Source organism: Kribbella sp. CA-294648 (assembly GCF_050943845.1).
Lineage (GTDB): Bacteria > Actinomycetota > Actinomycetes > Propionibacteriales > Kribbellaceae > Kribbella.
Genome location: NZ_CP191981.1, coordinates 2,147,599 through 2,172,587, shown reverse-complemented (window position 1 = coordinate 2,172,587; position 24,989 = coordinate 2,147,599). Strand labels below are relative to the sequence as shown.

25 protein-coding genes are annotated in these 24,989 nt (G+C 68.5%); 13 read left to right on the top strand and 12 right to left on the bottom strand.

The window, feature by feature from the left end:
* Nucleotides 1-20: 20 nt before the first annotated feature.
* Complete coding sequence (locus ACQPYM_RS10600) at nt 21-1,451, bottom strand: NAD-dependent malic enzyme (RefSeq protein ID WP_433018565.1); 1,431 nt, start codon at nt 1,449-1,451, stop codon at nt 21-23.
* A gap of 119 nt (nt 1,452-1,570) precedes the next feature.
* Here ACQPYM_RS10600 and ACQPYM_RS10595 point away from each other — a divergent pair, with 119 nt between their 5' ends.
* Nucleotides 1,571-2,566, top strand: coding sequence for a LacI family DNA-binding transcriptional regulator (locus ACQPYM_RS10595; protein WP_433018562.1), 996 nt, complete (start codon nt 1,571-1,573; stop codon nt 2,564-2,566).
* Nucleotides 2,567-2,570: 4 nt separating this feature from the next.
* Here the strand turns inward: ACQPYM_RS10595 and ACQPYM_RS10590 are convergent, their stop codons facing one another.
* From ACQPYM_RS10590 to ACQPYM_RS10575, 4 genes are all read right to left on the bottom strand, one after another.
* Nucleotides 2,571-3,578: a substrate-binding domain-containing protein gene (locus ACQPYM_RS10590; RefSeq protein WP_433018560.1), complete on the bottom strand. Its 1,008-nt coding sequence runs from the start codon at nt 3,576-3,578 to the stop codon at nt 2,571-2,573.
* Nucleotides 3,579-3,595: 17 nt separating this feature from the next.
* Nucleotides 3,596-4,642 carry an ABC transporter permease gene (locus ACQPYM_RS10585; protein WP_433018557.1) on the bottom strand — a complete coding sequence of 349 codons (1,047 nt, stop codon included), beginning with the start codon at nt 4,640-4,642 and terminating at the stop codon, nt 3,596-3,598.
* A complete protein-coding gene (locus ACQPYM_RS10580; protein ID WP_433018554.1) occupies nt 4,639-6,195 on the bottom strand; it encodes a sugar ABC transporter ATP-binding protein in 1,557 nt (518 codons plus the stop codon). The genes ACQPYM_RS10585 and ACQPYM_RS10580 overlap by 4 nt, the downstream gene beginning before the upstream one ends.
* 246 nt (nt 6,196-6,441) lie before the next feature.
* The gene (locus tag ACQPYM_RS10575) at nt 6,442-7,587 is read right to left on the bottom strand and encodes a CaiB/BaiF CoA transferase family protein (RefSeq protein WP_433018551.1); all 1,146 of its coding nucleotides are present in this window, start codon (nt 7,585-7,587) and stop codon (nt 6,442-6,444) included.
* Nucleotides 7,588-7,665: 78 nt separating this feature from the next.
* Here ACQPYM_RS10575 and ACQPYM_RS10570 point away from each other — a divergent pair, with 78 nt between their 5' ends.
* Complete coding sequence (locus ACQPYM_RS10570) at nt 7,666-7,935, top strand: DUF6855 family protein (protein ID WP_433018548.1); 270 nt, start codon at nt 7,666-7,668, stop codon at nt 7,933-7,935.
* Nucleotides 7,936-7,980: 45 nt separating this feature from the next.
* Here the strand turns inward: ACQPYM_RS10570 and ACQPYM_RS10565 are convergent, their stop codons facing one another.
* Genes ACQPYM_RS10565 through ACQPYM_RS10555 form a run of 3 tightly spaced genes read right to left on the bottom strand, consistent with a single transcriptional unit; the run spans nt 7,981 to nt 11,521 of the window.
* The gene (locus tag ACQPYM_RS10565) at nt 7,981-8,901 is read right to left on the bottom strand and encodes an alpha/beta fold hydrolase (protein WP_433018545.1); all 921 of its coding nucleotides are present in this window, start codon (nt 8,899-8,901) and stop codon (nt 7,981-7,983) included.
* Entirely contained in the window at nt 8,898-9,719 is an 822-nt protein-coding gene (locus ACQPYM_RS10560) for an SDR family NAD(P)-dependent oxidoreductase (RefSeq protein ID WP_433018542.1), read from the bottom strand. Before ACQPYM_RS10560 ends, ACQPYM_RS10565 begins: the two co-directional genes overlap by 4 nt.
* The gene (locus ACQPYM_RS10555) at nt 9,716-11,521 is read right to left on the bottom strand and encodes a hypothetical protein (protein WP_433018539.1); all 1,806 of its coding nucleotides are present in this window, start codon (nt 11,519-11,521) and stop codon (nt 9,716-9,718) included. Before ACQPYM_RS10555 ends, ACQPYM_RS10560 begins: the two co-directional genes overlap by 4 nt.
* Nucleotides 11,522-11,636: 115 nt before the next feature.
* Between ACQPYM_RS10555 and ACQPYM_RS10550 the strand changes: the two genes are divergently transcribed.
* Nucleotides 11,637-12,392, top strand: coding sequence for a MerR family transcriptional regulator (locus ACQPYM_RS10550; RefSeq protein WP_433018536.1), 756 nt, complete (start codon nt 11,637-11,639; stop codon nt 12,390-12,392).
* On the opposite strand, the gene ACQPYM_RS10545 is transcribed toward ACQPYM_RS10550, so the two are convergent.
* Nucleotides 12,381-13,031 (bottom strand): TetR/AcrR family transcriptional regulator, encoded by a 651-nt coding sequence (locus ACQPYM_RS10545; protein ID WP_433018533.1) that lies wholly within the window; start codon nt 13,029-13,031, stop codon nt 12,381-12,383. The two genes, ACQPYM_RS10550 and ACQPYM_RS10545, sit on opposite strands and share 12 nt — an antisense overlap.
* A gap of 71 nt (nt 13,032-13,102) precedes the next feature.
* On the opposite strand from ACQPYM_RS10545, the gene ACQPYM_RS10540 reads away from it, so the two are divergent.
* Nucleotides 13,103-13,663, top strand: a complete 561-nt coding sequence (locus ACQPYM_RS10540; protein ID WP_433018530.1) for a GNAT family N-acetyltransferase — start codon at nt 13,103-13,105, stop codon at nt 13,661-13,663.
* An 83-nt stretch (nt 13,664-13,746) separates the two neighbouring features.
* Nucleotides 13,747-15,270 (top strand): fibronectin type III domain-containing protein, encoded by a 1,524-nt coding sequence (locus ACQPYM_RS10535; protein ID WP_433018527.1) that lies wholly within the window; start codon nt 13,747-13,749, stop codon nt 15,268-15,270.
* Here the strand turns inward: ACQPYM_RS10535 and ACQPYM_RS10530 are convergent.
* On the bottom strand, nt 15,257-15,511 hold the full coding sequence (locus tag ACQPYM_RS10530; RefSeq protein WP_433018525.1) for a hypothetical protein: 255 nt from the start codon (nt 15,509-15,511) through the stop codon (nt 15,257-15,259). The genes ACQPYM_RS10535 and ACQPYM_RS10530 overlap by 14 nt on opposite strands.
* Nucleotides 15,508-16,821, bottom strand: coding sequence for a hypothetical protein (locus tag ACQPYM_RS10525; protein WP_433018522.1), 1,314 nt, complete (start codon nt 16,819-16,821; stop codon nt 15,508-15,510). Before ACQPYM_RS10525 ends, ACQPYM_RS10530 begins: the two co-directional genes overlap by 4 nt.
* A gap of 95 nt (nt 16,822-16,916) precedes the next feature.
* On the opposite strand from ACQPYM_RS10525, the gene ACQPYM_RS10520 reads away from it, so the two are divergent.
* Nucleotides 16,917-17,384: a GNAT family N-acetyltransferase gene (locus ACQPYM_RS10520; RefSeq protein ID WP_433018519.1), complete on the top strand. Its 468-nt coding sequence runs from the start codon at nt 16,917-16,919 to the stop codon at nt 17,382-17,384.
* Here the strand turns inward: ACQPYM_RS10520 and ACQPYM_RS10515 are convergent.
* A complete protein-coding gene (locus ACQPYM_RS10515; protein WP_433018516.1) occupies nt 17,381-18,835 on the bottom strand; it encodes a flavin-containing monooxygenase in 1,455 nt (484 codons plus the stop codon). The genes ACQPYM_RS10520 and ACQPYM_RS10515 overlap by 4 nt on opposite strands.
* Nucleotides 18,836-18,906: 71 nt before the next feature.
* Between ACQPYM_RS10515 and ACQPYM_RS10510 the strand changes: the two genes are divergently transcribed.
* The 7 genes from ACQPYM_RS10510 to ACQPYM_RS10480 all read left to right on the top strand — a co-directional run bounded on the left by ACQPYM_RS10510 (nt 18,907) and on the right by ACQPYM_RS10480 (nt 24,976).
* Nucleotides 18,907-19,536: a TetR/AcrR family transcriptional regulator gene (locus tag ACQPYM_RS10510; protein WP_433018513.1), complete on the top strand. Its 630-nt coding sequence runs from the start codon at nt 18,907-18,909 to the stop codon at nt 19,534-19,536.
* Nucleotides 19,537-19,758: 222 nt separating this feature from the next.
* Nucleotides 19,759-20,613 carry an EamA family transporter gene (locus ACQPYM_RS10505; RefSeq protein WP_433018510.1) on the top strand — a complete coding sequence of 285 codons (855 nt, stop codon included), beginning with the start codon at nt 19,759-19,761 and terminating at the stop codon, nt 20,611-20,613.
* Between the two features lie 246 nt (nt 20,614-20,859).
* Nucleotides 20,860-22,284 (top strand): glycosyl hydrolase family 18 protein, encoded by a 1,425-nt coding sequence (locus tag ACQPYM_RS10500; RefSeq protein ID WP_433018507.1) that lies wholly within the window; start codon nt 20,860-20,862, stop codon nt 22,282-22,284.
* 117 nt (nt 22,285-22,401) lie between these two features.
* Entirely contained in the window at nt 22,402-22,899 is a 498-nt protein-coding gene (locus tag ACQPYM_RS10495; RefSeq protein ID WP_433018504.1) for a sensor histidine kinase, read from the top strand.
* Complete coding sequence (locus ACQPYM_RS10490; RefSeq protein ID WP_433018501.1) at nt 22,896-23,501, top strand: response regulator transcription factor; 606 nt, start codon at nt 22,896-22,898, stop codon at nt 23,499-23,501. The genes ACQPYM_RS10495 and ACQPYM_RS10490 overlap by 4 nt, the downstream gene beginning before the upstream one ends.
* A 54-nt stretch (nt 23,502-23,555) precedes the next feature.
* Nucleotides 23,556-24,650, top strand: a complete 1,095-nt coding sequence (locus ACQPYM_RS10485) for a sulfite oxidase (RefSeq protein WP_433018498.1) — start codon at nt 23,556-23,558, stop codon at nt 24,648-24,650.
* 86 nt (nt 24,651-24,736) lie between these two features.
* A complete protein-coding gene (locus ACQPYM_RS10480; RefSeq protein WP_433018495.1) occupies nt 24,737-24,976 on the top strand; it encodes a hypothetical protein in 240 nt (79 codons plus the stop codon).
* Nucleotides 24,977-24,989: the final 13 nt, after the last annotated feature.

Below are 24,989 nucleotides of genomic sequence, written 5' to 3'. Positions count from 1 at the left end.
AGCTCGACCCAAAGCCGGTCTCAGAGCGAAGGCGAGTCGTCCGGGAAGTGCTCCGCGGCCGGCGCCTTGCCGCCCGCCGCGTCACGGACCGCGTGCGCGACCCGGGTGTGCACCTCCGGGTGGAAGACGCTCGGCACGATGTAGTCGGCGTTCAGCTCGTCGTCGGTGACCACGCCGGCCAGCGCCTTCGCGGCCGCCAGCTCCATCTGGATCGACACCTTCGACGACTGCGCGTCGAGCAGACCGCGGAAGACGCCCGGGAAGACGAGCACGTTGTTGATCTGGTTCGGGAAGTCGCTGCGGCCGGTGGCGACCACGGCCGCGTGCTCGTGCGCCGCCGCCGGATCGACCTCCGGGTCCGGGTTGGCCAGCGCGAACACGATCGAGTCCTTGTTCATCGTCGCGATGTCGTCACCGTTGAGGATGTTCGGCGCCGAGACGCCGATGAACACGTCGGCCCCGGCCAGCGCGCCCTTCAGGTCCCCGCTGTACTGCGCGGCGTTGGTGTTCTCCGCGATCCAGCGCAGCTCCGGCGACAGCCCGTCGCGCTCGGTGTGGATGACTCCGGCGATGTCGGCCACGATCGTGTCGCGCACGCCGGCCTCGATCAGCAGCTTGAGGATCGCCGTACCGGCCGCGCCCGCGCCGGACAGCACGATGCGCACCTCGCCGATGTCCTTGCCGACCACGCGCAGCGCGTTGAACAGGGCGGCCAGCACGACCACCGCCGTACCGTGCTGGTCGTCGTGGAAGACCGGGATGTCGAGCTCCTCGCGCAGCCGGGCCTCGATCTCGAAGCAGCGCGGCGCGGAGATGTCCTCCAGGTTGATCCCGGCGAAGCCCGGCGCGATCGCCTTGACGACCGCGATGATCTCCTCGGGGTCCTGGGTGTCCAGGCACAGCGGCCACGCGTCGATGCCGGCGAACCGCTTGAACAGCGCGGCCTTGCCCTCCATCACCGGCAGGGCGGCCTTCGGGCCGATGTTGCCCAGACCGAGCACGGCCGAGCCGTCGGTGACCACGGCGACGCTGTTGCGCTTGATCGTCAGCCGGCGCGCATCGTCGGGGTTGGCGGCGATCGCCAGGCAGACCCGCGCGACACCTGGGGTGTAGATCATCGAGAGGTCGTCGCGGTTGCGGATCGGGTGCTTGGCCTCCATCGAGATCTTGCCACCGAGGTGCATCAGGAAGGTCCGGTCGGAGACCCGGCCGATCTCCACACCCGGTACGGCGCGCATCGCCTCGACCAGCCGGCCGGCGTGCTCGGTGTCGGCGGCGGCACACGTCACGTCGATCCGCAGCCGCTCGTGCCCGGAGGCGGTCACGTCGAGTGCGGTGACGAGACCACCGGCGTGCTCGACGGCGGTCGTCAGCTTGCTCACCGTCGAGCCGCCCGCGGGCACCTCGAGGCGAACGGTGATGGAGTAGGAAACGCTCGGCAAGGCAGTCACGCGGGTGATCCTCTCATGTCACTGGTAAGGCCCGGGGGTTCTGTTCGTAAAGTGCACGCCGAGCTGATGGGTAATCCATTACCCGAACGGATAGGGTGCGGGTCAGCGAAGGGAGCAGGGTGCCGACGATCAGCGACGTGGCGGGCCGGGCCGGGGTGTCCACGGCGACCGTGTCGCGCGCGCTGAACGGCAAGTCCACGGTGGATCCGGACCTGGTCGCGCGGGTCCGGCAGGCGGCCGACGAGCTCGGCTACCAGCCCAACGGACCGGCCAGGAACCTGCGCCGTCAGGAGGCCGCGGTCGTCGCGCTGATCATCTCCGACGTCGAGAACCCGTTCTTCACCGCGATCGCGCGGGGCGTCGAGGACGTCGCGCACGAGGTCGGCTACTCGGTCGTGCTCTGCAACTCCGACGAGAACGCCGCCAAGGAGAGCCGCTACATCGACGTCGCGATCCAGGAACGCGTCGCCGGCGTCATCCTGTCCCCCACCGGTACTGCGACCAGCGTCGAGAAGCTGACCCAACGCGGCACAGCCTTCGTGGCGGTGGACCGGCCGCTGCCCGGGCAAGCCAGCGATGTCGTCCTCGTCGACACCAGACTCGCCGCCCGGCAGGCGACCGCGCACTTGATAGAGCAGGGCTATCGACGAATCGGCTGCATCACCGGCCCGTCAGGAGTCCGTACTGCGGACGACCGGCTGGCCGGCTATCGCGATGCGTTGAAGGCGGCGCGGTTGCGCAGTACAACGAAACTGGTGCGACGGACGGAGTACAAGGCGGCGGGAGCCCATCGAGCTGCACAGGAACTGCTCGACCAGCCCGAGCCGCCCGACGCGTTGCTGGTCGCGAACAGCGCGATGGCGGTCGGAGTCCTCCAGGCGTTGCAGGAGCACGGCATCCGCCCGGGCCGACAGGTAGGCATCGTTGCCTTCGACGACGCCCCCTGGGCCGAACTACTCGACCCACCACTCACAGTCGTCGCCCAACCGGCCTACGAGATCGGAACGGTGGCAGCCCGCTTGCTCCTGGCAAGAATCACCGACAACACCCGCCCCACCACCACGACCACGCTAGCCGCCCGCCTAATAGAACGAGCCAGCTCCCACCGCCGCTGACGGATCAGCCGGAGGGGTTTTCTTCGGCGTAGATCTTGGCGGCGTTTTCCTTGTCGATGAGGCGGGTTTTGAGGGTTTGGGTCTTTTCGATGGTGGCGCAGTCGATCAGGAGTTTCTTGGCGGCGGTGATGGCTTCTTTGCCGTTGGTGGGGTAGGTGAAGGTAGCGCTCAAGCGGCCTTGTTCTACTGCTTTGATGCCGCCGGACGGGATCGGCAAAGCGTCGATGCCGATGAACTTCATTTCCTTCTCGCGGCCGGCTGCCTTGGCCGCCAGGTAGGCGCCTTCGGCCATCGGGTCGTTGTGGGCGTAGACCAGGTCGATCTTCGGGTTCGACTTCAGCAGCGCGTCCATCTGCGCCTGGCCCTTCTCCCGCAGCCAGTCGCCGCTGGCCGCGGCGACGATCTTGATCTTCGGGTTCGCCTTGATCGCGTCGACGAAGCCCTGGTGCCGCTCGGCCTGCGGGGTCGCGCCCGCCAGCCCCTTGAGCTCCACCACGTTGCCACCCTGGGGCAGCAGCTTCTCGGCGACGTACTTGCCCGCCTCGGTGCCGATCTCGACGTTGTCGCCGCCGATGAACCCGGTGTACGCGTCACCCTCGACCTTGCGGTCCAGCACCAGCACCGGGATGCCCTTGTCGTAGGCCTTCTTCACCACCGCGGTCAGCGGCTTGGCCTCGTTCGGGCTGATGATCAGCAGGTCGATCTGCTGGGTGATGAAGTTCTCCACATCCGCGACCTGCTTGGCGTTGTCCTGCGCGGCGTCGGCGAACTTCACCTCGAACTGCGGCACCTCCTTGGCGGCCGCCCGGATGTCGTCGTCCATCCGCTGCCGGTACGGCTCGGCCACGTTCGCCTGGCTCATCCCGATCGTGTACTTGCCGTCGGCACCCTTGCACTCCTTGGAGCTGCCGGCCTGCGGCTGATCGTTGGTCCGTTCACTGGTGGTGCCACAGCCGGCCAGTACCAGGGCGGCAACGGCCGCGGCAGCCAACGGTGCTTTCAGGTTTCGCATGACGAGCCTTTCGAGAGTCAGGAGGCGGGCCGGAGTCGTTGCAGCGCGGCCGCCGCGACGATCACGAGTCCCTTGATCAGCAGCTGGATGTTCGAGTCGATGTTGTTCAGGGCAAGGATGTTGTTCAATACGCCGAGCAGCAGCGCGCCGGCCACCGTCCCGGCCACCGAACCCCGTCCGCCGGCCAGACTGGTACCGCCGATCACGACGGCGGCGATCGCGTCGAGCTCGTACCCGATGCCGTCGTTCGGGCTGCCCTGGTTGAGCTGGACGGCGTGCACGATGCCGGCCAGCGCGGCGAGCAGACCGCAGATCGCGAAGACGGCGACCTTCACCCGGACCACCGGTACGCCGGACAGCCGGGCTGCCTTCTCGTTACCGCCGACGGCGTACAGGTGGCGGGAGAACGCGCTGACCCGGAGGAAGACGACGGCGGCGATCGCGACCACCGCGAAGATCATCACCGGGATCGGCACCAGGCCGCCGAAGGTGCGTTCACCGAGGATGGCGAAGGACTCGGGCGCCTCGTTCGGGCCGTTGCCGTAGGCAATCGCCACGCCCTGGCCGTCCGACCAGATCCGGGCCAGGCCGCGCGCTATCTGCAGCCCCGCGAGCGTGACGATGAACGACTGGATGCCGATCATCGCGGTCGCCATCCCTTGCAGCGCGCCGAAAACGAGCCCGAGCGCGAGCACCAGCACGACGGACGGCAGGAAGCCCCAGTCGCTCTCGACCATCAAGACGGCCGAGCCGACCGCGGCGAGACCGAGTACCGCACCGACCGAGAGATCGATCCCGCCGATCAGGATCACGAACGTCATCCCGACCGCGATGATGCCGATCTCCGACACCGCGCGCACGACATTGGCGAGGTTGTCGGCGCTGACGAACAGGATCTCGCCGTCCCGCCGCGGCGAGAAGATGATCGCCGCCACAAACACCGCCAGCAACCCGAAAACACTCTGAAAGCGGAAGAGCGTTGCGACCACTCCACCGGACTTCTCAGCCACAGCAGTCGGCGCGTTGCTGTCGGGGGCCGGCGCGATCACTTTGTCCTGAGTCACTGAGGTCCTCCGGCGTCTTCGAAGATGGTGCTTTCTCCCATGGCGGCGGCCAGTAGGTCGCTCTCCGACGACTCGCTGGTGTTGAACAAGGCGACGTCGCGGCCGTCGCGTAGTACGACGACTCGGTCGCAGACGCCGACGAGTTCGGGGAGTTCTGACGACGCCAGCAGTACGCCGATGCCTTGGCCGGCCAGTTCTCCGAGAAGTCGGTAGATCTCAGCTTTGGCGCCGACATCGACTCCTCGGGTCGGCTCGTCCAGCAACAGCAGCCGTGGCTCGGTCAGCAGCATCCGGCCGAAGACGACCTTCTGCTGGTTGCCGCCGGACAGCGTGCCGACCTCGTCCTGCAGCCGCCCGAACTTCAGCCGCAACCGATGCGCCATCCGCACCGACGCGGCCCGCTCCATCCGCCGCGCGATCACCCCCAGCCGCCCGTACGCCGGAAGGCTCGACACCACCGTGTTCGCGAGGATCGAATGGAAGAGCACCAACCCCGATGTACGCCGGTCCTCGGGCACGAAACCGATGCCGAGTTTCAACGCATGGCGTGGCGCGGTCGGCCGGATCACCTTGCCCTGCAACACGATCCGCCCGGATCGCGTGCCACCCGGCGCCACGCCGTACAAGGTCTCGAGCAGTTCCGTCCGACCAGAACCCAGCAGCCCAGCGAGGCCGACGATCTCGCCGGCGCGGACAGAGAGCGAGATGCCGGCCGGATCCTGACGACCGGGTCGCGGTCGCCGCGGGGTGAGCTTCAAAGATTCGACCCGGAGCAACTCATCGCCCGTCGCGCTGTCCGGTGTGGTGAACAGCGTCTGCACCGGCCGTCCCACCATCGCCTCGACGACTTCGGCGGTGCTCAGCGCCCGCGGGTCGAAGCTCGCCACGTTCTCCCCGTTGCGCAGCACGGTCGCGCGGTCGGCGACCTTCGCGATCTCCTCCATCCGGTGCGAGATGTAGACGATGCCGACGCCGCTGCGGCGCAGTTCGCGGATCACCACGAACAGCCGCTCGACCTCCGACGTGGTCAGTGCGGAGGTCGGCTCGTCCATGATCAGCACCCGGGCGTCGAGCGAGATCGCCTTCGCGATCGTGACGAGCTGCTGTTCGCCGACCCGCAGCTCACCGACCGGGCGGCGCGGATCGAGGGCGACGCCACTGCGTTCGAGCAGCGCGCGGGCCTCGCGTTCCATCCGCCGCCGGTCGACCGTGCGCAACCGGGTGCGCAGCTCGCGACCGAGGAAGATGTTGTCGGCTACCGGCAACCCCGGGACCAGGTCGAGCTCCTGGTGGATCATCGCGATCCCGGCCGCCTGCGCCTCGGTCGGGCCGGTGAACGAGACCCGCCGGCCGTCGATCTCGATCCACCCGTCGTACCCGGTGACATCACCGGACAGGATCTTCATCAGCGTGCTCTTGCCGGCCCCGTTCTCGCCCAGCAGCGCGTGCACCTCACCGGCCCCGAGGGTGAAGTCGATGTCCCGGCAGGCCTGGACGCCGCCGTAACGCTTGCCGATCCGCGACATCCGGACCAGGGCAGCGGGCTTCGGCATGACACCTCCGCGTTCGGCTGAGTAATCGATTTCCCGGACGCTAGACCCGCGCCGCGCACACCGTCAACCCCTCGCCGACATTAGGCCCCGACCGGCACCGATTGGCAGCCTTTCCATCGCACTCGAAAGGCCCAGCCGCCCAGCCCAGTTCTGGTGGGCTTGAACACCAAACGGCGTCCTTGGACAGGGCACACCTTGTTCAAGCCCACCACCCCGTGTTCATGCCCACCAGTAGTGGGCGGTCGCTTACTCGTCGAGCCAGGCGCGGACGGCTTCGTTGTGTTCGCCGAGGCGGGGTGGGGGGAGGTTGGTTTCGCGGGCGCCGGCGTACGGATGGTCGTCGAAGCGGAGGGGTGGGCCGGGGAGTTGGATTGGGCCGAGGGTTGGGTGGTCGACGTCGATCAGGAGGCCCTGCGAACGGGTCTGCTCCCACTCGTAGACCTGCTGGAAGTCGCGGACCTTGCCCGACGGGATGCCCGCCGTCTCGAGCCGGCGCAGCCACTCGTCGGCCGGCTCGCTACTGAAAGCGGCCTCGATCGCCGCCGTCAGCTCGTCGCGATGCGCCACCCGCAGCGCGTTCGTGGCGAAGCGCTCGTCAGCCGCGTCCAGCCCGACGATCGGCGCGAAGATCCGCCACTGCCCTTCACTGCCGACCGCGACCTGCACGATGTCGTCCTTGGTGCGATACATCCCGTACGGCGCGATCTGCGCGTGATGGTTGCCCACCCGCTCGGGCAACTCCCCCGCGACCGTCCACTTCGTGCCGTGGAACGCGTGGACGCCGACCACCGACGCCAGCAGGCTGGTCCGAACCACTCGCCCCCGACCCGTGGCGCTGCGCTCGTGCAGCGCGGCGAGCACCCCATAAGCGCCGTACATCCCGGCCAGCAGATCAGCGATCGGTACGCCGGTCTTGGTCGGTTCGACCGCACCCGTGATGCTCATCAGCCCGCCCTCGCCCTGAGCGATCTGGTCGTACCCGGCCCGCCCGCCCTCCGGCCCGTCATGCCCGAACCCGGTGATCGAGAGGATCACCAACCCAGGGTTGAGCTCGTGCAACCGCTCGACCGAAAATCCGAGCCGGTCGAGCACACCCGGCCGGAAGTTCTCCAGCAGCACATCGGCCTTCCCCACCAGCTTGGTCAGAAACTCCCGACCCTCAGAAGACTTCAGATCCGCCGTGACCGACTCCTTGTTCCGGTTGGCCGACAAGAAGTACGTCGACTCCCCCTCAACAAACGGCGGCCCCCAGCCGCGACTGTCGTCACCCCCAGCCGGGCTCTCCACCTTGATCACCCGCGCACCAAGATCCCCGAGCATCATCGCCGCATGCGGCCCCGCCAGCGCACGGGTCAGATCGACGACCACCAGGTCAGACAAGAGGTTCTGCACCACCTCACCCTAGGCGTAGCCTGCGGAGGAAAGAGGGGGTTGTGATGGCGTTCACCGGAACTGGCACGAAGAACGACCGTGGGTTTTGAGTACGCCGCCGGGCGGGTCGCGATGCTCAAGAACCACGGTGACTGGATGCCGCTCGGGAACGCGGATGAGCAGAAGCCTGCCGCGCCCGGGACGGTTGAGGCGTGGGCGCGGTCGGAGGACAACCCGGTCGGTGGGTGGTACGGCGTGAAGAAGGGGTTCAGGGGACGGTTCGCGAACTACGTTCCGCCTGTGCTCGAGGCGCTCGGGTTGGCCGAGGTCGAGCACAACGCTCGCAACAACCGGATGCGCGCGCTCTAGCGGACCTACCGCACCAGGGACGCCAGCCGCTGCGTCGCGTCCGTACTAGCGCACCTTCCGCACCAGGGACGCCAGCCGTTGCGTCACGTCGCGCGGGCGTTCCTGCATGAGCATGTGGCCGGCGCCGGGGTACATCCACAACCGTGCCGACGGCAACAGTTCGGCCATCCGGTTGCCGTGCCGCGGCGGGATCAGCCGGTCGCGGGTGCCGTGCATGATCTCGACCGGGATGTCGCCGAGCGTCTCGAGCACGTGCCCGAGGTCGTGCCGCGTGATCGCCTCGAAGAACCCACCGAACGACCGACCAGGCGTCGCAGCCAGATCAGCCATCAGGATGTCCACCTCAGCCGGATTGGCCTTCTTGCCGAAGACCAGCTGCCGTACTGCGGGACGCCGCACCGCAGCCGATGCCCCCTTCAACCACCCAGCCCGTACTGCGCTCGCACGCCGCTCCAGTCGCTGGCCGGCCAGGTTCACCGCCCGGGGCGCCACCACCGCGGCAGCCCCATCGAGCCGCGCCGGCAGCCCGAACGCACGCGAAGTCAGCTGACCCGACGAGGTCGCCACCAACGCGGCCGCTGCGATCTTCGACCCGATCAGGTCCGGCCGCTGATCGGCCAGCGCCATCAACGTCATTCCACCCATCGAGTGCCCGGCGTACACGACAGGTCCGTCGCCGACGACCTCGTCGAGCACGGTCGTCAGGTCTTCCGCCAACTGCTCGATCCGCGTGGTGCCCTCAGGAGCCGCAGCGGACCGTCCATGCCCACGATGGTCGTAGGCCACCACCCGTACGGCGTCGTCGCCCAGCACCTCGGGCAACCCGGACAGCTGGTGGTGCCAGCTCCGCGTCGAGCAGGTCCACCCATGCCCGAGTACTACGGTCACCGGCGCGTCCGGCGAACCCGTGGTCTCGACATGCAGCCGTACTCCGTCGGTGGTGACCACCTCAGCCTGTGTCGTCATAGCTTCCCCAGTCTGTCAGTCCACTCGCCCAGCCCACCCTTGCGGCGCTGCTGGTTCGTCCGCAACCTGACCAGTCTGTCGGCCACCGACGGTAGATGCCGCGCGACCGCCACTCCGACCCCGGTTGACCGGGTGGAAGCCCGATTCCGCGGCGGCCGTGCGGCGTCGGCCACGTCGACGATCGTCCCGACCACCTGCTCGACCGTCTCGGCGGGCAAGAACAGCCCGAGATCGACTCCCCGCGCGAGGGAGGCGTCGTGGATCGGCGTCGGCACGTAGCCCGGATAGATCACGCTCACATCGATCGCCCGGCCGTTCTCGATCCGCAACGCGTCGGCGTAGGTGTCGATCGCCCGCTTGGACACGAGATACGAGGCAGCCAGCGGAAGGGTCACGTAGGCGAGCCCGGAGGACACGAAGATCACCCGCCCGCGTGCGGCCCGCAGTACCGGCAAGGCTGCGGCGGTGACGGCCCAGCCGGCGAACAGGTTCACCTCGATCACCCTGCGCGCAACGGCATCCGGAGCGTCCCCTGCAGGGGCCGGTACGCCGATGCCCGCGTTGTTGATCAGCAGGTCCAGCCCGCCGAGCCGCTCGATCGCCTCGGCCACAGCCGCGGGAATCTGGTCCGGCTGGGTCAGATCGCACTCGATGATGTCTTCGCTCTTCTGCAGGTCGATCCCGATGACCTCGGCACCACGGGCGCGCAGCTGATCGACCGTCGCAGTACCGAAGGCGCCGGCCGCACCGGTCACCAACGCCTTCTTACCGCGAAGATCCCAGCGACCACCCTTCCGCAACCCCGCCCTGCCCGTCACGCGCTTTCCTTCTCTCGCTTGGAGTCTTCCAGGTGCGCCGCACGAAGCCGGCCGCCACGAGCGCCACGACCGACCAGCCAGGCGATCCCGAGGATCTCCAGCGCACCGACCACGGCCAGCAGGGCGTACCCGCTGTTCCACATCCAGCGCGGTACGTCGGTCCGCTCCTCGCGCCGCAGGACCTCCTGCTCACTGATGAAGTCGACCGTCTGCCCGTTGGCGACCCGCACCGCCGGCTTCTCGATCGCCAGATCCTCCGGTGCGTAGACCCACATCGCCACCATGTCCCGCGGCCCTTGGTGCAACCGGACCAGCGACTTCCACTTGCCGTGCATCGGCAACGGTTCCGTCGAGCGATAAGTGCCCTCAGCAACCTTCTCCATCGGCCGCGTCAACTGCCCGCCACCCTGCCAGGCCAGCGCCTCGAACCAGCGCGCTCCTTCAGCCGCATCGGCCGGCTGGAGCTTCACCGTCACGTACGCCGTCGGCTGCGCCCCGGTCGCGGCCGGCTCCAGCGACACCGTCCCGGTCACCCCCGGATCGGCCGACCGCGGCACACAGTAGAACAACGCAGCCAGTACTGCGACCAGCCCGATCGCGCCGAGCTGATGCGTCAGGCGCACCGGCGGAGTCTCGCGCACCTCGCCCGCCACCTCGGCGTACCGGGTGGCCAGCCAGGCACCGATCAGCCCGGCCCCCAGACCGACGACCAACCCGAAACCCAGTGCCGACGGCAACATCGAGGCCGGCCAGCGGATCGGCATCCACACCTGGCTCCAGCCGAACTCCGCGACCACACCGACGGTACCGATCAGCGCGCCCGAGACGAGGCCGAGCCGGAAGCGGTTCTTGTTGCCCAGGGCAAGAGCGGTCAGCTCGACCAGGGTCGCCTCGACGATCAGCAACGGGAAGTGGCCGAGGATCTCACCGAGCGGCTGGTCCACCGCCCAGGCGATGCCGCCGCGGATCACCAGGTAGACGGCGAGCGCGCCGAACGTCGTACCGGGACCGCGCCGCGACCGCAGCAGCGTGAAGGCCAGCGCCGACCCGAAGACGATCAGGATCGGCTGCAGGATCAACGGAAACTGCGGGACGCCGTAGTTGAACTCGGTGCTGAACAGGTCCCACGCGATCAACAAGGCGCCGACGGCAACGATCTCCTGGAAGCGCCGACGCAGGTTGATTCCGACCAGCTGCTCGACCTCGGCCGAGGCCAGCAACCGGGCGAAGATCGAGAAGACGACACCGCCGATCATCAGCAGGTGGGTCGGGCCCCAGAGCGTGACATCCTCGCCGAACAGCCGATGCCAGACGTCGTCCAGCGGGAAGCCGACCAGCGCGAAAGTGCCGCAGACTGTGACCAGCGCGGCGCTGCACGGAATCCGCCAGCCCTTGGTCAGCTTGATCGTCCGGGCGGGCAGCGGCTTGCGGGCCAGCGCGATCGGCAGCACGCCGGACACGATCACGCCCAGGATGCCGAAGAAGATCGGGTAGTGGGCCGGCGTACCGAACGGCCCGGTGTCGCGGCCGCGGTCGATGTGCACCGCGATGTCCCACCAGACGCCGAACGCGCAGGACAGCAGTGAGGCGGCATGCAGGTACGGCGTCAGCGCGGCCCATCGGGGGACTCCGTCCAGTCTCCCGATGGTGTCCGCGAGGCGCCCTACCAGCGTCACCCGTCCAGTCCGTTCCCGCCACAGGAGCACGGCGAGTGCGACGTACAGAAGGGAGACCAGCCCGGTGACGATGGCGATCTGGTCGAAGGTCGCGGTTCCGGTCGAGGCCGCCAGCGGGACGGTCATTCGGCACTCCTTCGGTTCGGGCAGCGCGTCATCGGGGCGCAGGCATGTGCCACGACTGATGTTACATCGAATATGTAACGTGGAGTCTGGAAGACTGTCAAGGGTGGGAGGACAGATGCCGGCCGAGTCGGCCCAGGAAGAGTTCACGGTCGACCAGCTCGCCGCGAAGGTGGGCATGACGGTCCGCAACGTCCGCGCGTACGCCGGACGCGGGCTGATCCCCCCGCCACGCCTGGTCGGCCGGACCGGGTACTACGGCGCCGACCACGTGGCGCGACTCACGCTGGTCCGCGAACTGCTCGACAAGGGGTACACCCTGGCGGCGGTCGAGCGGATGATGAGCGAGCTCCCCGACGGCGCGCTCGCGCTCGGCGTCTTCGAGACGCTGGTCAGCCCGTGGACGCCGACCGAGCCCGAGGTGATCACCGAGCAGCAGCTGGCCGAGCGCGCGGGCATCCCGCACCACCCGGGCACCATCGACAAGCTGGTCGAGCTGGGCATCGCCGAACGGCAGGACGACGGGCGGCTCCGCATCCCGAACCCGGACCTGCTGCGGACCGGCCTCGAGGTGATCAAGCTCGGTGTCCCGCTGGACGCGATCTTCCAGATGCTGCCGAAGCTGTTCAGCCACGCCGACGCGGTCGCCAAGATCTACGTCGAGCTGTTCCGCAGTACTGTCTGGCGCGAGTTCGCCGACGCGGGCCTGCCGGCCGACCGGTGGCCGGAGATCCAGCGCACGCTGGAAAACATCATCCCGCTCGCCGGCCAGGCGCTGGTCGCCGCCTTCCGCGAGGCCATGGGCCGCGAGATCGAGGTCGTCGCCTACGAGGAACTCGGCCTGGACCCCGACACCCTCCCCTCAACCGGCTGACAACACGTCCTCGAGGTGAGCCTGAACCCCTCGCAAGAAGTAACTCAACCCATCCGCAAACAAATCCTCGCCACCCGCGTCGGTAGCCGGCCGCACGGCGGCGGCGCCTCGCACGGCGGGCCGCTCGGCGGCCGCCGGCTCGGCGGCTACTGCGGCCATGGTCCAGCGGGCGGTGGTTTCGAAGACTGATCTGGCGACGGGCTCCGGGATGCCCAGCCTGACCAGAGCTGTCAGCTGAGCACGGACCAGAGCTGCTCTCGACCCCTCGCCCTCATCGCGGTACGGCGTCGCCTTCGCCTGGATCAGCCGAGCCAACCCTGGATGCCCGGCGTAGAACTCCCGCAACCGCAGCGCCCCGGCCGTGGTCACCTCGACCCACTCGCCGACGGTCTCGACCTTCTCGAAAGCAGCCCGGTCAGCCTCGAAGGAGTCGAACGCGTTGCGCGCGACCAGCTCCAGCAACTCGCCCTTGTTCCGCACGTGGTGATAGAGCGTTGGCGCCCGCACTTCCAGCCGCTCGGCGACCGACCGCATCGTCAGCCCCTCAACACCGGACTCACGGATCACCCCCAGCGCCGCGGCGACGATCGCGCCGACGGAGATGCCGGCGGCGGCATGCGACGACGCATCGCGCTTCACGAAATCCCCTCGCTCCCCGGCCGGACGTCCCGCTAGGCTACTGTCTAACGCCATTAGACAGGAGCACACCGGTGTCTCTCCACCCCAGCTACCCGATCCGGACCGAACGTCTCGGCCTGCGGCCGCACCGGATGGACGATCTGGACGACCTGCTCGCCTTCCACTCCGACCCCGACGTGGTGCGGTACGTCCCCTGGCCGGTCCGCGACCGCGAGCAGACCCGCACCGCACTGAAGGCGAAGCTCACCCAGGACGCTCTGACCGAGCCCGGGCAGTGGCTGGTCCTCGCGATCGAGTTGCGCGAGACGAGCACCGTCATCGGCGAAGTACTGCTGAAGTGGGAGAGCGAAACCAGTCGCCAAGGCGAGCTCGGCTATGCGCTGCACACCGGCTACCACGGTCGCGGCCTGGCCGCCGAGGCCGCCAACGCAGTACTGCGCCTGGGTTTCGAGGATCTCGGCCTGCACCGCATCTGCGCCAACGTGATCGACGGCAACGCCGCCTCGGCCAAACTGCTGACCCGCCTGGGCATGCGCCAGGAAGGTCACCTGGTCGAAAACGTCTTCTTCAAGGGCGCCTGGTGCGACGAACTCGTCTTCGGCTTGCTTGCCCGGGAGTGGCGTGACCGGTAGTCCGCCGTAACCTCACGCTCTGCGGACAGTTATCGTTTGACCGCGCACTGTCACGATAGCTGAGCTTCAGTCTGAGGACGGTCATGAAAAAGGCAGTACTGGTAGTCGTCACCGCTCTGGCCGTGATCGGGGCCGCTCTGATCCCGTCGGGGCGGCCGGTGGAGGCCGCGACCCGGACGCAGGGCTTCGGTTCGGCGCTGTCCGCGATCAAGCAGGCGTCCTGGCAGACCAACGCCAGCGTCAACGCCCTCGCCGTCGCGGGCAACACCGTGTACGCCGGCGGCCTGTTCACCCGGATCCGGCAACCCGGCCAACCCGCCTCGCGCGGTGGTCCCGTGCGGAGCTACCTCGCCGCGTTCAACCGCACCAGCGGGGCGCCCACCACCTTCGCGCCGAAGCTCGACGGCGCGGTCTGGGCGATCGCGACGAGCCCGGACGGCAAGTGGGTCGTCATCGGCGGCGACTTCACCACCGTCAACGGCCTGCCCCGCAAGCACCTGGCGATGTTCAGCGTCGCGACCGGGAAGCTCGTGGCCGGCTGGGATCCCGCGGTCGCCTACCGCGTTTCCGCGCTGGCCATCTACGGCAACAGCGTGTACTTCGGCGGCTCGTTCGGGCGGGTCGACAACCAGGAGCGCAACTATCTGGCCGCCGTGACCCTGAAGACCGGCGTCCTGCTGCCATGGAACCCGGATGCGGACGAGGAGGTCTTCGCGATCGACGTGGCCGACAACGGCAGTCGCGTCTTCGTCGGCGGCGGCTTCACGTCACTCAAGGACGAGGACCACAACGCGCTCGCGATGGTGAGCCCGACAACGGGCGCGCCCTTCGCGATGCCGGCCGCGGCCGCGATCCCGGAGCCGACGTTCGACTGCGTCAGCCGGGTCAAGGACATCGACACCTTCGGCAACAAGGTCTTCGTCGCCAACGCGGGCAGTGGCACGGGATGTTACGACGGCGTACTGGCTGCTGATTCCAGGACGGGCAAGCTGCTCTGGCAGAACCACTGCCTGGGCGCGACCGAGGCGATCAAGGCGATCGGCAACTGGCTCTACAAGGGCTCCCACGCCCATGACTGCAGCAAGAGCGGCGGTTTCAAGGAGGGCAACGGTACCCGTCACCTCCTGGTCGAGAGCGCGACCACCGGCAAGCTGGGGCCGTGGTTCCCCAACACCAACGGCGGCGGTACTACGGAGGTCGGTCCGCTGGCGTTCGCTTCGGGCGGTAACGACCTGTGGGTCGGTGGCGACTTCACGCTCGTGAACGGCCGGAGGCAGCAGGGCCTCACCCGGTTCAGCAACGCCGTCGGTGGTGCGCGGCCGGCCACGCCCGGTGCGCCGAAGGCTTCGAGCACTCGGGCGGGACGGGCGGTGGTGAGCTTCCCGCGGGTGGTTGACGAAGACAACATCACGCTGACCTACACGCTGTACCGCGGCACCACCAAGGTCGGCAGCTGGAAACGCGACTCGTACCCGTGGCTGAAGCCGACTGCCGCGACCTTCAACGACAGCGGCCTCAAGCGCGGCCAGACGGTCAGCTACCACGTCCAGGTGACCGACGGCCGCAACGTCAGCACCGGCCCGGCCACCGCGGTCAAGATCCGCTGACCTGCCGCGTCCGACCCCCGACGCCGCCGTCGACTTCCGGCGCGCTCGCGCTGCCGGCGACTCGCCGCGCCCGATGCTCGTCGCCGAGGTCGCCGAGGTCGCCGAGGTCGGCGTCCCAGTCGTCCTCGTCAGCGGCGGTCGCTTCGTTGCGGCGGGCGATCCGGACGAACGCGACGATCAGCAGGATCGGCCCGAGCACCATCGCCAGTTCGGGAATGCCACCCAGATGCAGAGCGATCATGACGCCGTCACCAGCGCGATCCCACCGGCGGTGAAGGCGACCATCGCCGCCAGCATCGGGTACTGCGCCCGGCGCAACTGACGGCGGCGGAACAACTGGGTCGCGCGATCGTGCGCGGACACCACCCCGAGTACGTGTCCGAGCACGATCGCGCCGATCTGGACGCCGGCGATCAGCCCGGTCCCGAGGAACGCGTAGTCGATCCGCGCCTCCCCCAGCCCGAGCAGATCCCAGCCGCGGCCGAACGGATCGGTTGCCAGCAGCAACCCTTCCTGGCCCTGGAACATCGCGAACGAGAAGTAGTGCGCAACGGCGTACCCGATCGCGATCGGCACCAGCGAGTGCACGAACGCGCCGGGCAACCCGGCCTTCCCGAGACTGCCGGGCCGGATCCGCGCCGCACCCGTCGCCCGGGTCGCGAGGAGGAAGAGAGCCGCGACCACGGCGACCGCCACAAGCAGGCCGACGGTGTAGACGACGAGGTGCGCGGCCGTCCCGAGTTCGCCGGTCAGCGCGGTCCAGGCTGACCAACGGCTGACACCGTCGAAGGCGGTCGAGCCGAGCAGCAGGCAGAGCAGTCCGACCATGCCGCGCTCTTGTGGGAGCGAGGCGAGGCCCGCGAGCGGGTTGCGGAGTACGAGGTGCCGCTCGTCGTTGCGACCGATCGGGCTGAGCTTGGCGAGCACTTCGGCGTACACCTCGAAGCTGTCACCGATGCTGAACCAGCGCGGTCCATAGATGATGCCTGCGCCAACATTCACGACGGCGTACGCCGTCACGAAGGCCGCGACCACGCGGGGCTCCGAGCCTTGCGGATAGACGAGCTCGAGCCAAAGGAACCCGAGAAGTCCCGCAACCGCCGGCCAGTAGGCGATCCCCGCCGGCAGCGGGCGGTAGGACTTGCGGGGCGCCAGCGCAGCGAGCGTGCGCAAAGGATTGGCGAGGCGCCAGACCGGGCCGAAGATCAGCGACAGCGGAATGATGCCAACCCAGATCCAGACATAGAGCCAGGTCGGCGCCGGATTCCTGCTGGGCGAGTCACTCCCGAACCACGCTGCCGCAAGCAGGAGGACCAAGGCAACCAATCCGATTGCCTTGAGCAACCATCGGACCGGCCGGGCGTCGACCACTCGCGCCAGCCGGCGGAGCGGCGTACCGGCGGCTTGCTCGAATCGTGGTTTCGACCAGAAAGCGGCCAGGGCGAAGAACGAGACAGCCACCGCGGCAGCGGCTGAGTAGATGGCCAGCCAGAGCGGTACGGGCAGGTCACCCCGGCCGCCGATGCCATGCAACGGGAGCAGCAGCGTCACAAGGCCCCTCCGATCGAACCAGCTATCTGACTGATCGAATGTAACACGCATAATGTCACATAGCGAGAGCCTGCCCACCGCCTATCGTTGGCCGCATGACGACCGACCTCCGCCTGGCCGAAATCACTCCGGCCAACTTCGAGACCGCACTCGCGATCAAGGTCCGCGCCGACCAGGAGCATTTGGTCGAACCAGTGGTGCAGTCCCTGGCGGAGGCGTCGATGTGGCCTGGCGTGGCGTGGCCGCGGCTGATCCTCGACGGGGACCAGCCGGTCGGATTCCTGATGGCCTTCCTGGACATCGACTGGCTCGGCGACGGAAGCCGCAGCGACATCCGCTCCGGTCTGTGGCGGCTGAACATCGACGCCGGCGCGCAGGCCAAGGGGTACGGGCGGTTCGCGGTCGAGCAGGTCGCCGAGGAGATCCGCCGGCGCGGCGGCAAGGTGATGACCGTGACCTACCACCCGGGCGCCGACGGCCCGCAAGGCTTCTACCTGCGGCTGGGCTTCAAGGAAACCGGAGAGTTCAGCGACGGCGAGACGGTCGCCGAGCTCGTCCTCTAGCGGGTCAGATACTCGCTGCGGTCGAAGCGCCTGGTCAGCTGCCGGAAACGGAAGGTGAAGGACGGCCAGAGGGTGGTGTTGCGGCCTTCGGAGTCCAGGTACCAGCTGGTGCAGCCGCCGCGGGTCCAGATCGTGTTGCGCATCGACGAGCGAACCCCGTCCACGAACTGCCGCTGCACCTCCGGTCGCACTTCGACCTCCCGCAGCCCCTCGGCGTCCATGGTTCGCAGGACGTCGAGGATGTAGGCGATCTGCGACTCGATCATGAACACCATCGAGCTGTGGCCGAGGCCGGTGTTGGGGCCGATCAGCAGGAAGAAGTTGGGGAAGCCGGCGATCGCCGTCCCGAGATGGGCTTCCATCCCGTTCGCCCAGGCCTCGCGCAGCGTCTTGCCGTCGCGGCCGTGCAGCATGTCCATCACCGGCAGGTCGGTGACCCGGAAACCGGTGCCGTAGATGATCGTGTCGACCTCGTGCTTCACGCCGTCCTCGGTGACGATGCCGGTCGGGGTGACCTCGAAGACAGGCTCGGTGACGACCTCGACGTTCGGCTGCGCGACGGCCGGGTAGTAGTCGTCCGAGATCAGCACCCGCTTGCAGCCGAGGGTGAAGTCGGGCGTCAGCTTGGCTCGCAGCTCGGGGTCCCGGATCTGCTGCTGCAGGTGCCGCTCGGCGATCTTCTGGCCCTGCTTCATCATCGCGGGCAGTTTGGCGAAGCCGAGCACCAGCGACTCGCGACTCCAGTAGATGCCGGCCCGAACCGCCTTCTGCACCAGGGGAAACGCACGGTAGACCCGCTTCTCGGCGGCGGTGATCTTGCGGTCCGGCCGCGGCATCACCCACGGTGGCGTCCGCTGGAACAGGTGCAACTCCTCGACATCCGGCTGGATCGCCGGCACGAACTGGATCGCCGACGCGCCAGTGCCGATCACGGCCACCTTGCGGCCGCTCAGGTCGAGCTCATGGTTCCACTGCGCCGAGTGGAAGACCTCCCCCTCGAACGCCTCGATCCCCGGCAGCTTCGGAATCGACGGCTCGGCCAGCGGGCCCATCCCGGACAGCACCATGTCCGCGGTGAAGTCGCCCTGGTTGGTGTGGATCAGCCAGTGGTCGTCCTGCCAGTGCGCCGACTCGACCGCATGCCCGAAGCGGATGTGCGGCCGGACCCGGAAGCCGTCGGTCACCTTCCGCAGGTACTCCTCGATCTCCGGCTGCGGCGAGAACGTGCTCGACCAGTCCGGGTTGGGCGCGAATGAGAAGGAGTACAGGTGCGAGGGGACGTCACACCGGCAGCCGGGGTACGTGTTGTCCCGCCAGGTCCCGCCGACGTCGTCGGCCCGCTCGAGCACGACGAAGTCGTGGTAGCCGGCCTGCTTGAGCCGCACGGCAATCCCGATCCCGGCGAAGCCGGTGCCGATCACCACGATCCGGTGCTGTCGGGTAGCCGTCATCGGAGCCTCCAAGGGGCGCGCTGGGAGAACTTACTCCCAGTAAGTTACTCGGAGTCAGTTAGAGTGTGCAAGTGACCTCGACCACGGACGGCGCAGTACCGGTGAAGCGCCGGCGGGATCGTGCGGCGCGCGAGCGGGAGATCCTGGACGCGGCCGAGCGGATCTTCGGCGAGCGCGGCTACCAGGGCACCTCGATGGACGACATCGCCGCCGCGGTCGGCGTCTCCAAACCGCTCGTCTACCAGTACTACGGCTCGAAGGACGGCCTGTTCCTCGCCTGCCTGTCCCGCCTGAGAGCTCAGCTCCTGGATGCCGTCGCCGACGCGATCCTCGCCGCGAGCGACCCCGAGCAGGCCATGTACGCCGGGTTCGTCGCGTGGTTCACGTTCCTGGACGAGCACCCGCGAGCGTGGTCGGTGCTGGTCGACGAAGGCATGCTCGCCGCCGGCCCGGCCGCCCAGGCCGCCGACGAGGTCCGCGCCGAGTTCGTCGAGCTGATCGCCACCATGGTCCGGCTGAACCTGCCCGCCGATCACCCGCACGACGAGGACGAGATCCAGATCGTCGCCCAGAGCATCTCCGGCGCCACCGAACGCCTGGCCATCTGGCGCACCCGCAACAACAACACCCCCACCCCCGAGAAGCTCGCCACCACCCTCAAAACCCTCCTCTGGCAAGGCCTCAACTCCCTCCGCGCCTGACCACCCCACCCCGCCCATCGCGCCCCCGGCTCCCGGCTAGACCCCCAGCCACCAACCGGCGCCCCGCCTACCGGCCGGACCCCCACCCCACCAATCGCCCCGCCCCGTACGCCGCACGCCCGCTGCCCCGCCTCATGCATTCCGCTCGCACCACCCATTGATGGCCTGGGCGTTCGGCCCCACCCCCCTTGGCGGGCTGCACCGCCGTGATCTGATGCGGTTGTGCGTACTGTGCGGGTTCCTCCTACGGCGATGGTGCTGGGTGGGGTGGTGTCCGTCCAGTTCGGTGGGGCGCTGGCCGCGTTGCTGATCGAGCGGTTGGGTGCCGCCGGCACCGTTTCGTTGCGGCTCGCGCTCGCCGTGCCGATCCTGTTGCTGATCGCCCGTCCGAGCCTGCGGCAACGAACCCGCCGCGACCTCCTCTCGGTTGTTGCCTTCGGCATCGTGCTGGGCCTGATGAACCTGTCCTTCTACCTCTCCCTCGAACGCCTGCCCCTCGGCGTCGCGGTCACCATCGAGTTCATCGGCCCGCTCGGCCTGGCCGCGGCGATGTCCCGCAAGCGACGGGACCTCATCGCCGTCGCGGGCGCGGCGCTCGGCGTAGTACTGGTGAACGGGCATGAGCTCTCGGAGGTCGACTGGCTCGGCGTCGGGTTCGCTGCTCTAGCCGGTGCGTTGTGGGCGTGCTACATCCTGCTCAGCGCCGACACCGGCCGGCGGTTCGCCCAGCTCGACGGTCTCGCGCTCGCGATGGTCATCAGCACCGTCCTCACCGCCCCCATCGGCCTGATGACCGCAGGCAGCGAACTGCTGCACTGGAACTCCCTCCTCCTCGGCCTCGCGATCGCCGTCCTCTCCTCGGTCCTCCCCTACTCGCTCGAGACCCTCGCGCTGCGCCGGATGAAGCCTGTTGTCTTCGGGATCCTGATGAGCATCGAGCCCGCCGTCGGCGCCACCGCGGGCTTCCTGATCCTCAGCCAGCGCCTCGCCCCCATCCAGCTCGCCGGGATGGCCTGCGTCGTCGCCGCCTCGATCGCGATCACCAGAACCTCCCGCTCCAAGGCCCCGGATATCTGATCGCCGCGCTGAGAATGCGCATTCTGAAACCAGATGATGCCTTGACGCCGGTAAGTAATCCGGGTTGACTGAAGCCGACTTCGGTCAGATCTCTTCTATATTCACCTTCGCAGTTTTCCGCCCCCGGAAGGTGCCTCGAGAAGACGACCGTCCGCGCGCTGCTCCCTGCGCCCGGACGGCTTTTCGTCATCTCCTGAGCTGGAACGGGAGCGGTCGCGAGGGTCCATCCGAAAGGACACCGCCCCCATGAAGTCAGTCAGGATGAAGCTCCGAAGTCGAGTGGCCGTCGCAGCCCTCGCCATGGTCACCGGCACCGCCGGCCTGCTAGCCACCTTCACCGGCGCTCCCAGCGCCGATGCCGCCGCCACGGCACCCGCTGCCGCCCAGGCCACCACGGCCGCCGCAGCCCTGCCGGCCGGATTCAAGAGCGTCGGCTACATGCCCTCGTGGTCCGGCAGCGTCAACAGCATCCAGTACAGCAAGCTGACGCACATCAACTACGCCTTCGCGCTGCCGAACTCCAACGGCACCCTGCAGGCGATCCCGGACACGGCCAAGCTCGCGTCGCTGGTGAACCTTGCGCACAGCAACGGCGTCAAGGTCTCGCTCGCCATCGGCGGCTGGAACGACGGCAACGACCCGGCGTTCGAAACCCTCGCCGGCAACGCCAGCTCCCGCACCACCTTCGTCAACAGCGTCGTCAACGCCGTCACGCAGCACAACCTCGACGGTGTCGACATCGACTGGGAGTACCCCGACCCAGGCACCTCCGGCAACAACTTCACGGCCCTGATGTCGCAGCTGAGCACCGCCATGCACAGCAGGGGAAAGCTGCTCACCGCCGCGGTTGTCTCCGAAGGTACGACGGCCAACGGCGTCCAGCCGGCCGTCTTCGGTTACGTCGACTGGCTGAACATCATGGCGTACGACGGCGGCAGCCCGCACGCCAACTACAACTGGTCGATCGGCTCTGCCAACTTCTGGAAGGGCCGTGGTCTGCCCGCCAGCAAAACCGTGCTCGGCGTGCCGTTCTACAGCCGGCCGAACTACCTGACGTACTCCCAGATCGTCGGGATGAACGCGGCCAACGCCCAGGTCGACTGTGTCACCGTCAACGGCGCCCAGCAGTGCTACAACGGCATCCCCACGATCAAGCGCAAGACCCAGTGGGCGGTGGCGAACGCCGGCGGCATCATGAACTGGGAGCTGTCCCAGGACACCACTGGCGCCACGTCCCTGGTCAGCGCGATCTTCGACGCCGCGGGCGGAACGAGTAACCCCGGCGGCAAGACCGGCACGATCAAGGGCATCGGCGGCAAGTGCGTGGACGTCGCCGGCGCCAACAGCGCGAACGGCACGGCCGTCCAGCTCTGGACCTGCAACGGCACCAACGCGCAGACCTGGACGGTCGGCACCGACGGCACGATCCGTGCCCTGGGCAAGTGCATGGACGTCACCGCCGCCGGTACTGCGAACGGCACCCGCGTCCAGCTCTACGACTGCAACGGCACCGGCGCCCAGTCGTGGCAAGCCCAGTCCAACGGGACGCTCCGCAACCCCGCATCGGGACGATGCCTGGACGCCACCGGCCAGAGCTCGGCCGATGGCACCCGGCTGCAGATCTGGGACTGCGTCAACCGCACCAACCAGCTCTGGACCCTCCCGGCCTGAAGCTAAACAGCCCCGGGAGGCTGCCACTCGACGGCGGCTTCCCGGGGCCTGACTTTGGTCACGGGTAGGTCATGACGGCCCCGCGATCTGCACGACATCCTCGGCCACTCGCTGACCGTGATCACGGCGAAGGCCGAGCTGGCCGGGCGGTTGATCGAGGCGCAGCCGGACCGCGCGGCGACCGAGGTCGCGGATGTCGAGCGGCTGGCGCGCTCGGCGCTGGCCGACGTACGGGCTGCTGTGGCCGGGTATCGCGAGTTGAGCCTGGCCGGTGAGCTGGTGTCGGCGCGAACCGCTCTGCAGGCAGCTGAGATCAAGGCCGACCTGCCGACGGTCATCGACGAGGTGCCGGAGGAGCAGCGCGAGTTGTTCGCCTGGGTCGTTCGGGAGGGCGTGACGAACGTGGTCCGGCACTCCGGGGCGAAGAAGTGCGCGATCAAGCTGAGCGCGCGACAGATCGAAGTACTGGATGACGGCAGGGGTCCGACGACTTCCGGCGACTCCGGGAACGGGCTGATCGGGTTGCGGGAGCGCGCGGACGCGGCCGGGGCGACGCTGCAGATCGGTACGGCGTCGGGCGGTGGCTTCCGGCTGGCTGTCAGAGTTGACTCGTGACGATACGGCTGCTGATCGCGGACGACCAGGCGTTGGTTCGTGGCGCCCTGGCCGCGCTGCTCGTTCTCGAACCCGACCTCGAGGTGGTCGCCGAGGTCGGCCGCGGCGACGAGGTTGTCGAAGCAGTCCGTACCGCGAAACCCGACGTGGCCCTGCTCGATGTCGAGATGCCGGGGCTGGACGGCATCGAGGCGGCGGCCGCGCTGCGCGCAGTACCGGGGGTGCGGGTGCTGATGGTGACGACCTTCGGCCGGCCGGGATACCTGCGCCGCGCGATGGAGGCGGGCGCGGCCGGATTTGTCGTCAGGGACACGCCCGCGGCCCAACTCGCCGACGCCGTACGCCGCGTCCACCAAGGCCTGCGAGTGGTCGACCCGTCGCTGGCCGCCGAGACGCTGGTCGCCGGGACGAGTCCGCTGACAGCGCGGGAATCCGACGTACTGCGGGCCGCACGCGCGGGTGGCACCGTGGCTGACGTCGCCCGGGAGCTCCATCTGTCGGAAGGCACGGTCCGCAACCACCTCTCGGCCGCGATCGGCAAGACCGGCGCCCGGACCAGGGCCGAGGCGGCCCGGATCGCCCTGGACAACGGCTGGCTCTGATGACTCAGGCTGGGTCGTGACCTAGGCTTACAACCGGGGGAAAGGGGCCAGACGATGTCGATCGAACAGTTCAGCGCCAAGGGGCGGCTGGCGGACACCGGCGAAGGAATCACCGGGGACGAGCTGCAACTGGCTGCGCGTAATCACGGGATCCCGCTGGAGGCGCTGCGGTACGAGCTGACGCCGCCCGGCCTGCACTACGTGCTGGTGCACTACGACATCCCGGCCGCGAATGCCGCGAGCTGGCAACTGTCCGTTGGTGGTTGCGTCGAGCAACCATTGGCATTCGGGCTGACCGAGCTGCGGGCGATGGGGCGGCAGACCGTCCGGGTGACACTGGAGTGTGCCGGCAACGGTCGCGCCTCGTTGCAGCCGAGGCCGATCAGCCAGCCCTGGTTGATGGAAGCCGTCGGGACCGCGGAATGGACCGGCGTACCGCTGGCCGCTTTGATCCAGGCCGCCGGGGTTCGTGAGGATGCCGTCGATGTGGTGTTCACCGGCGCCGACCATGGGTTCGAGCGAGGTGTCGAGCAGGACTACCAGCGCGGCCTGACGCTTGCCGAGGCGCTCGACTCCGGCGCAATCGTCGCCTGGGAGATGAACGGCGAACCGCTGCCGCCGCAGCACGGCTATCCCCTGCGGCTGGTGGTGCCCGGCTGGTACGGGATGGCAAGCGTGAAGTGGTTGCGCTCGATCGAGTTGATCGACCACGAGTTCACCGGCTACCAGAACGCGGTCGCCTACCGGATCCGGCAGGACGCGAACGATCCCGGGGTCGCGATCACCCGGATCGAACCGCGCGCGCTGCTGATCCCGCCGGGCTACCCGGACTTCATGAGCCGGCACCGCTTCGTCACCGCCGGGCCGGTCGTCCTGCAGGGCCGCGCGTGGTCCGGCTGGGCGCCGATCGAGCGGGTCGAGGTCAGCGTCGACGCCGGCGTCAGCTGGCAGGACGCGAAACTCGATGCCGAGAGCAACGACCTGTCCTGGCGCGGCTTCTCCTACGACTGGCAGGCGACCAGCGGTGAGCATGTGCTGACCGTCCGCGCCCACGACCGCAGCGGCCGGGTCCAGCCCATCGAAGCGCCGTGGAACCGCGGCGGCTTCGCGAACAACTCGGCCCAGCGAATCACCGTCCTCGTGCTCTGACGGCGTGTCGGTCGCCGGATCGGCGCCGGGCGGTTTCACCATGGAAGGGCAAGCGCACGGTTTCTCTACACACAGGGATGCGGGCGATGAGCGACCTTGGGACCGAGATCCACCTGCACGCGCGGGTCTTCCGCGCCGGCGGCGACTGGTACGCCGACATCGACGACCACGCCGATCCACAACCGGACGACCCCTTCTGGTACGGCTACTACCCGTCCCAGCAGGAGGCCATGGACGCGGCCTGCGACCGCATAGCCGCCCTCCACCGAGCCCGCTGCAACCGAATCAGCCACCAACTGTTGCTCAGAACAACTAGCTCAGCCTGAGATGTTGCCAGCG

Excerpts from the sequence above, each read along its gene's own strand:
- ACQPYM_RS10485 (WP_433018498.1), top strand. The coding sequence starts at position 23,556 with ATGTCGATCGAACAGTTCAGCGCCAAGGGGCGGCTGGCGGACACCGGC.
- ACQPYM_RS10535 (WP_433018527.1), top strand. The coding sequence starts at position 13,747 with ATGAAAAAGGCAGTACTGGTAGTCGTCACCGCTCTGGCCGTGATCGGG.
- ACQPYM_RS10520 (WP_433018519.1), top strand. The coding sequence starts at position 16,917 with ATGACGACCGACCTCCGCCTGGCCGAAATCACTCCGGCCAACTTCGAG.
- ACQPYM_RS10515 (WP_433018516.1), bottom strand. The coding sequence starts at position 18,835 with ATGACGGCTACCCGACAGCACCGGATCGTGGTGATCGGCACCGGCTTC.
- ACQPYM_RS10580 (WP_433018554.1), bottom strand. The coding sequence starts at position 6,195 with ATGCCGAAGCCCGCTGCCCTGGTCCGGATGTCGCGGATCGGCAAGCGT.
- ACQPYM_RS10550 (WP_433018536.1), top strand. The coding sequence starts at position 11,637 with ATGCCGGCCGAGTCGGCCCAGGAAGAGTTCACGGTCGACCAGCTCGCC.
- ACQPYM_RS10590 (WP_433018560.1), bottom strand. The coding sequence starts at position 3,578 with ATGCGAAACCTGAAAGCACCGTTGGCTGCCGCGGCCGTTGCCGCCCTG.
- ACQPYM_RS10555 (WP_433018539.1), bottom strand. The coding sequence starts at position 11,521 with ATGACCGTCCCGCTGGCGGCCTCGACCGGAACCGCGACCTTCGACCAG.
- ACQPYM_RS10480 (WP_433018495.1), top strand. The coding sequence starts at position 24,737 with ATGAGCGACCTTGGGACCGAGATCCACCTGCACGCGCGGGTCTTCCGC.
- ACQPYM_RS10565 (WP_433018545.1), bottom strand. The coding sequence starts at position 8,901 with ATGACGACACAGGCTGAGGTGGTCACCACCGACGGAGTACGGCTGCAT.
- ACQPYM_RS10530 (WP_433018525.1), bottom strand. The coding sequence starts at position 15,511 with ATGATCGCTCTGCATCTGGGTGGCATTCCCGAACTGGCGATGGTGCTC.
- ACQPYM_RS10500 (WP_433018507.1), top strand. The coding sequence starts at position 20,860 with ATGAAGTCAGTCAGGATGAAGCTCCGAAGTCGAGTGGCCGTCGCAGCC.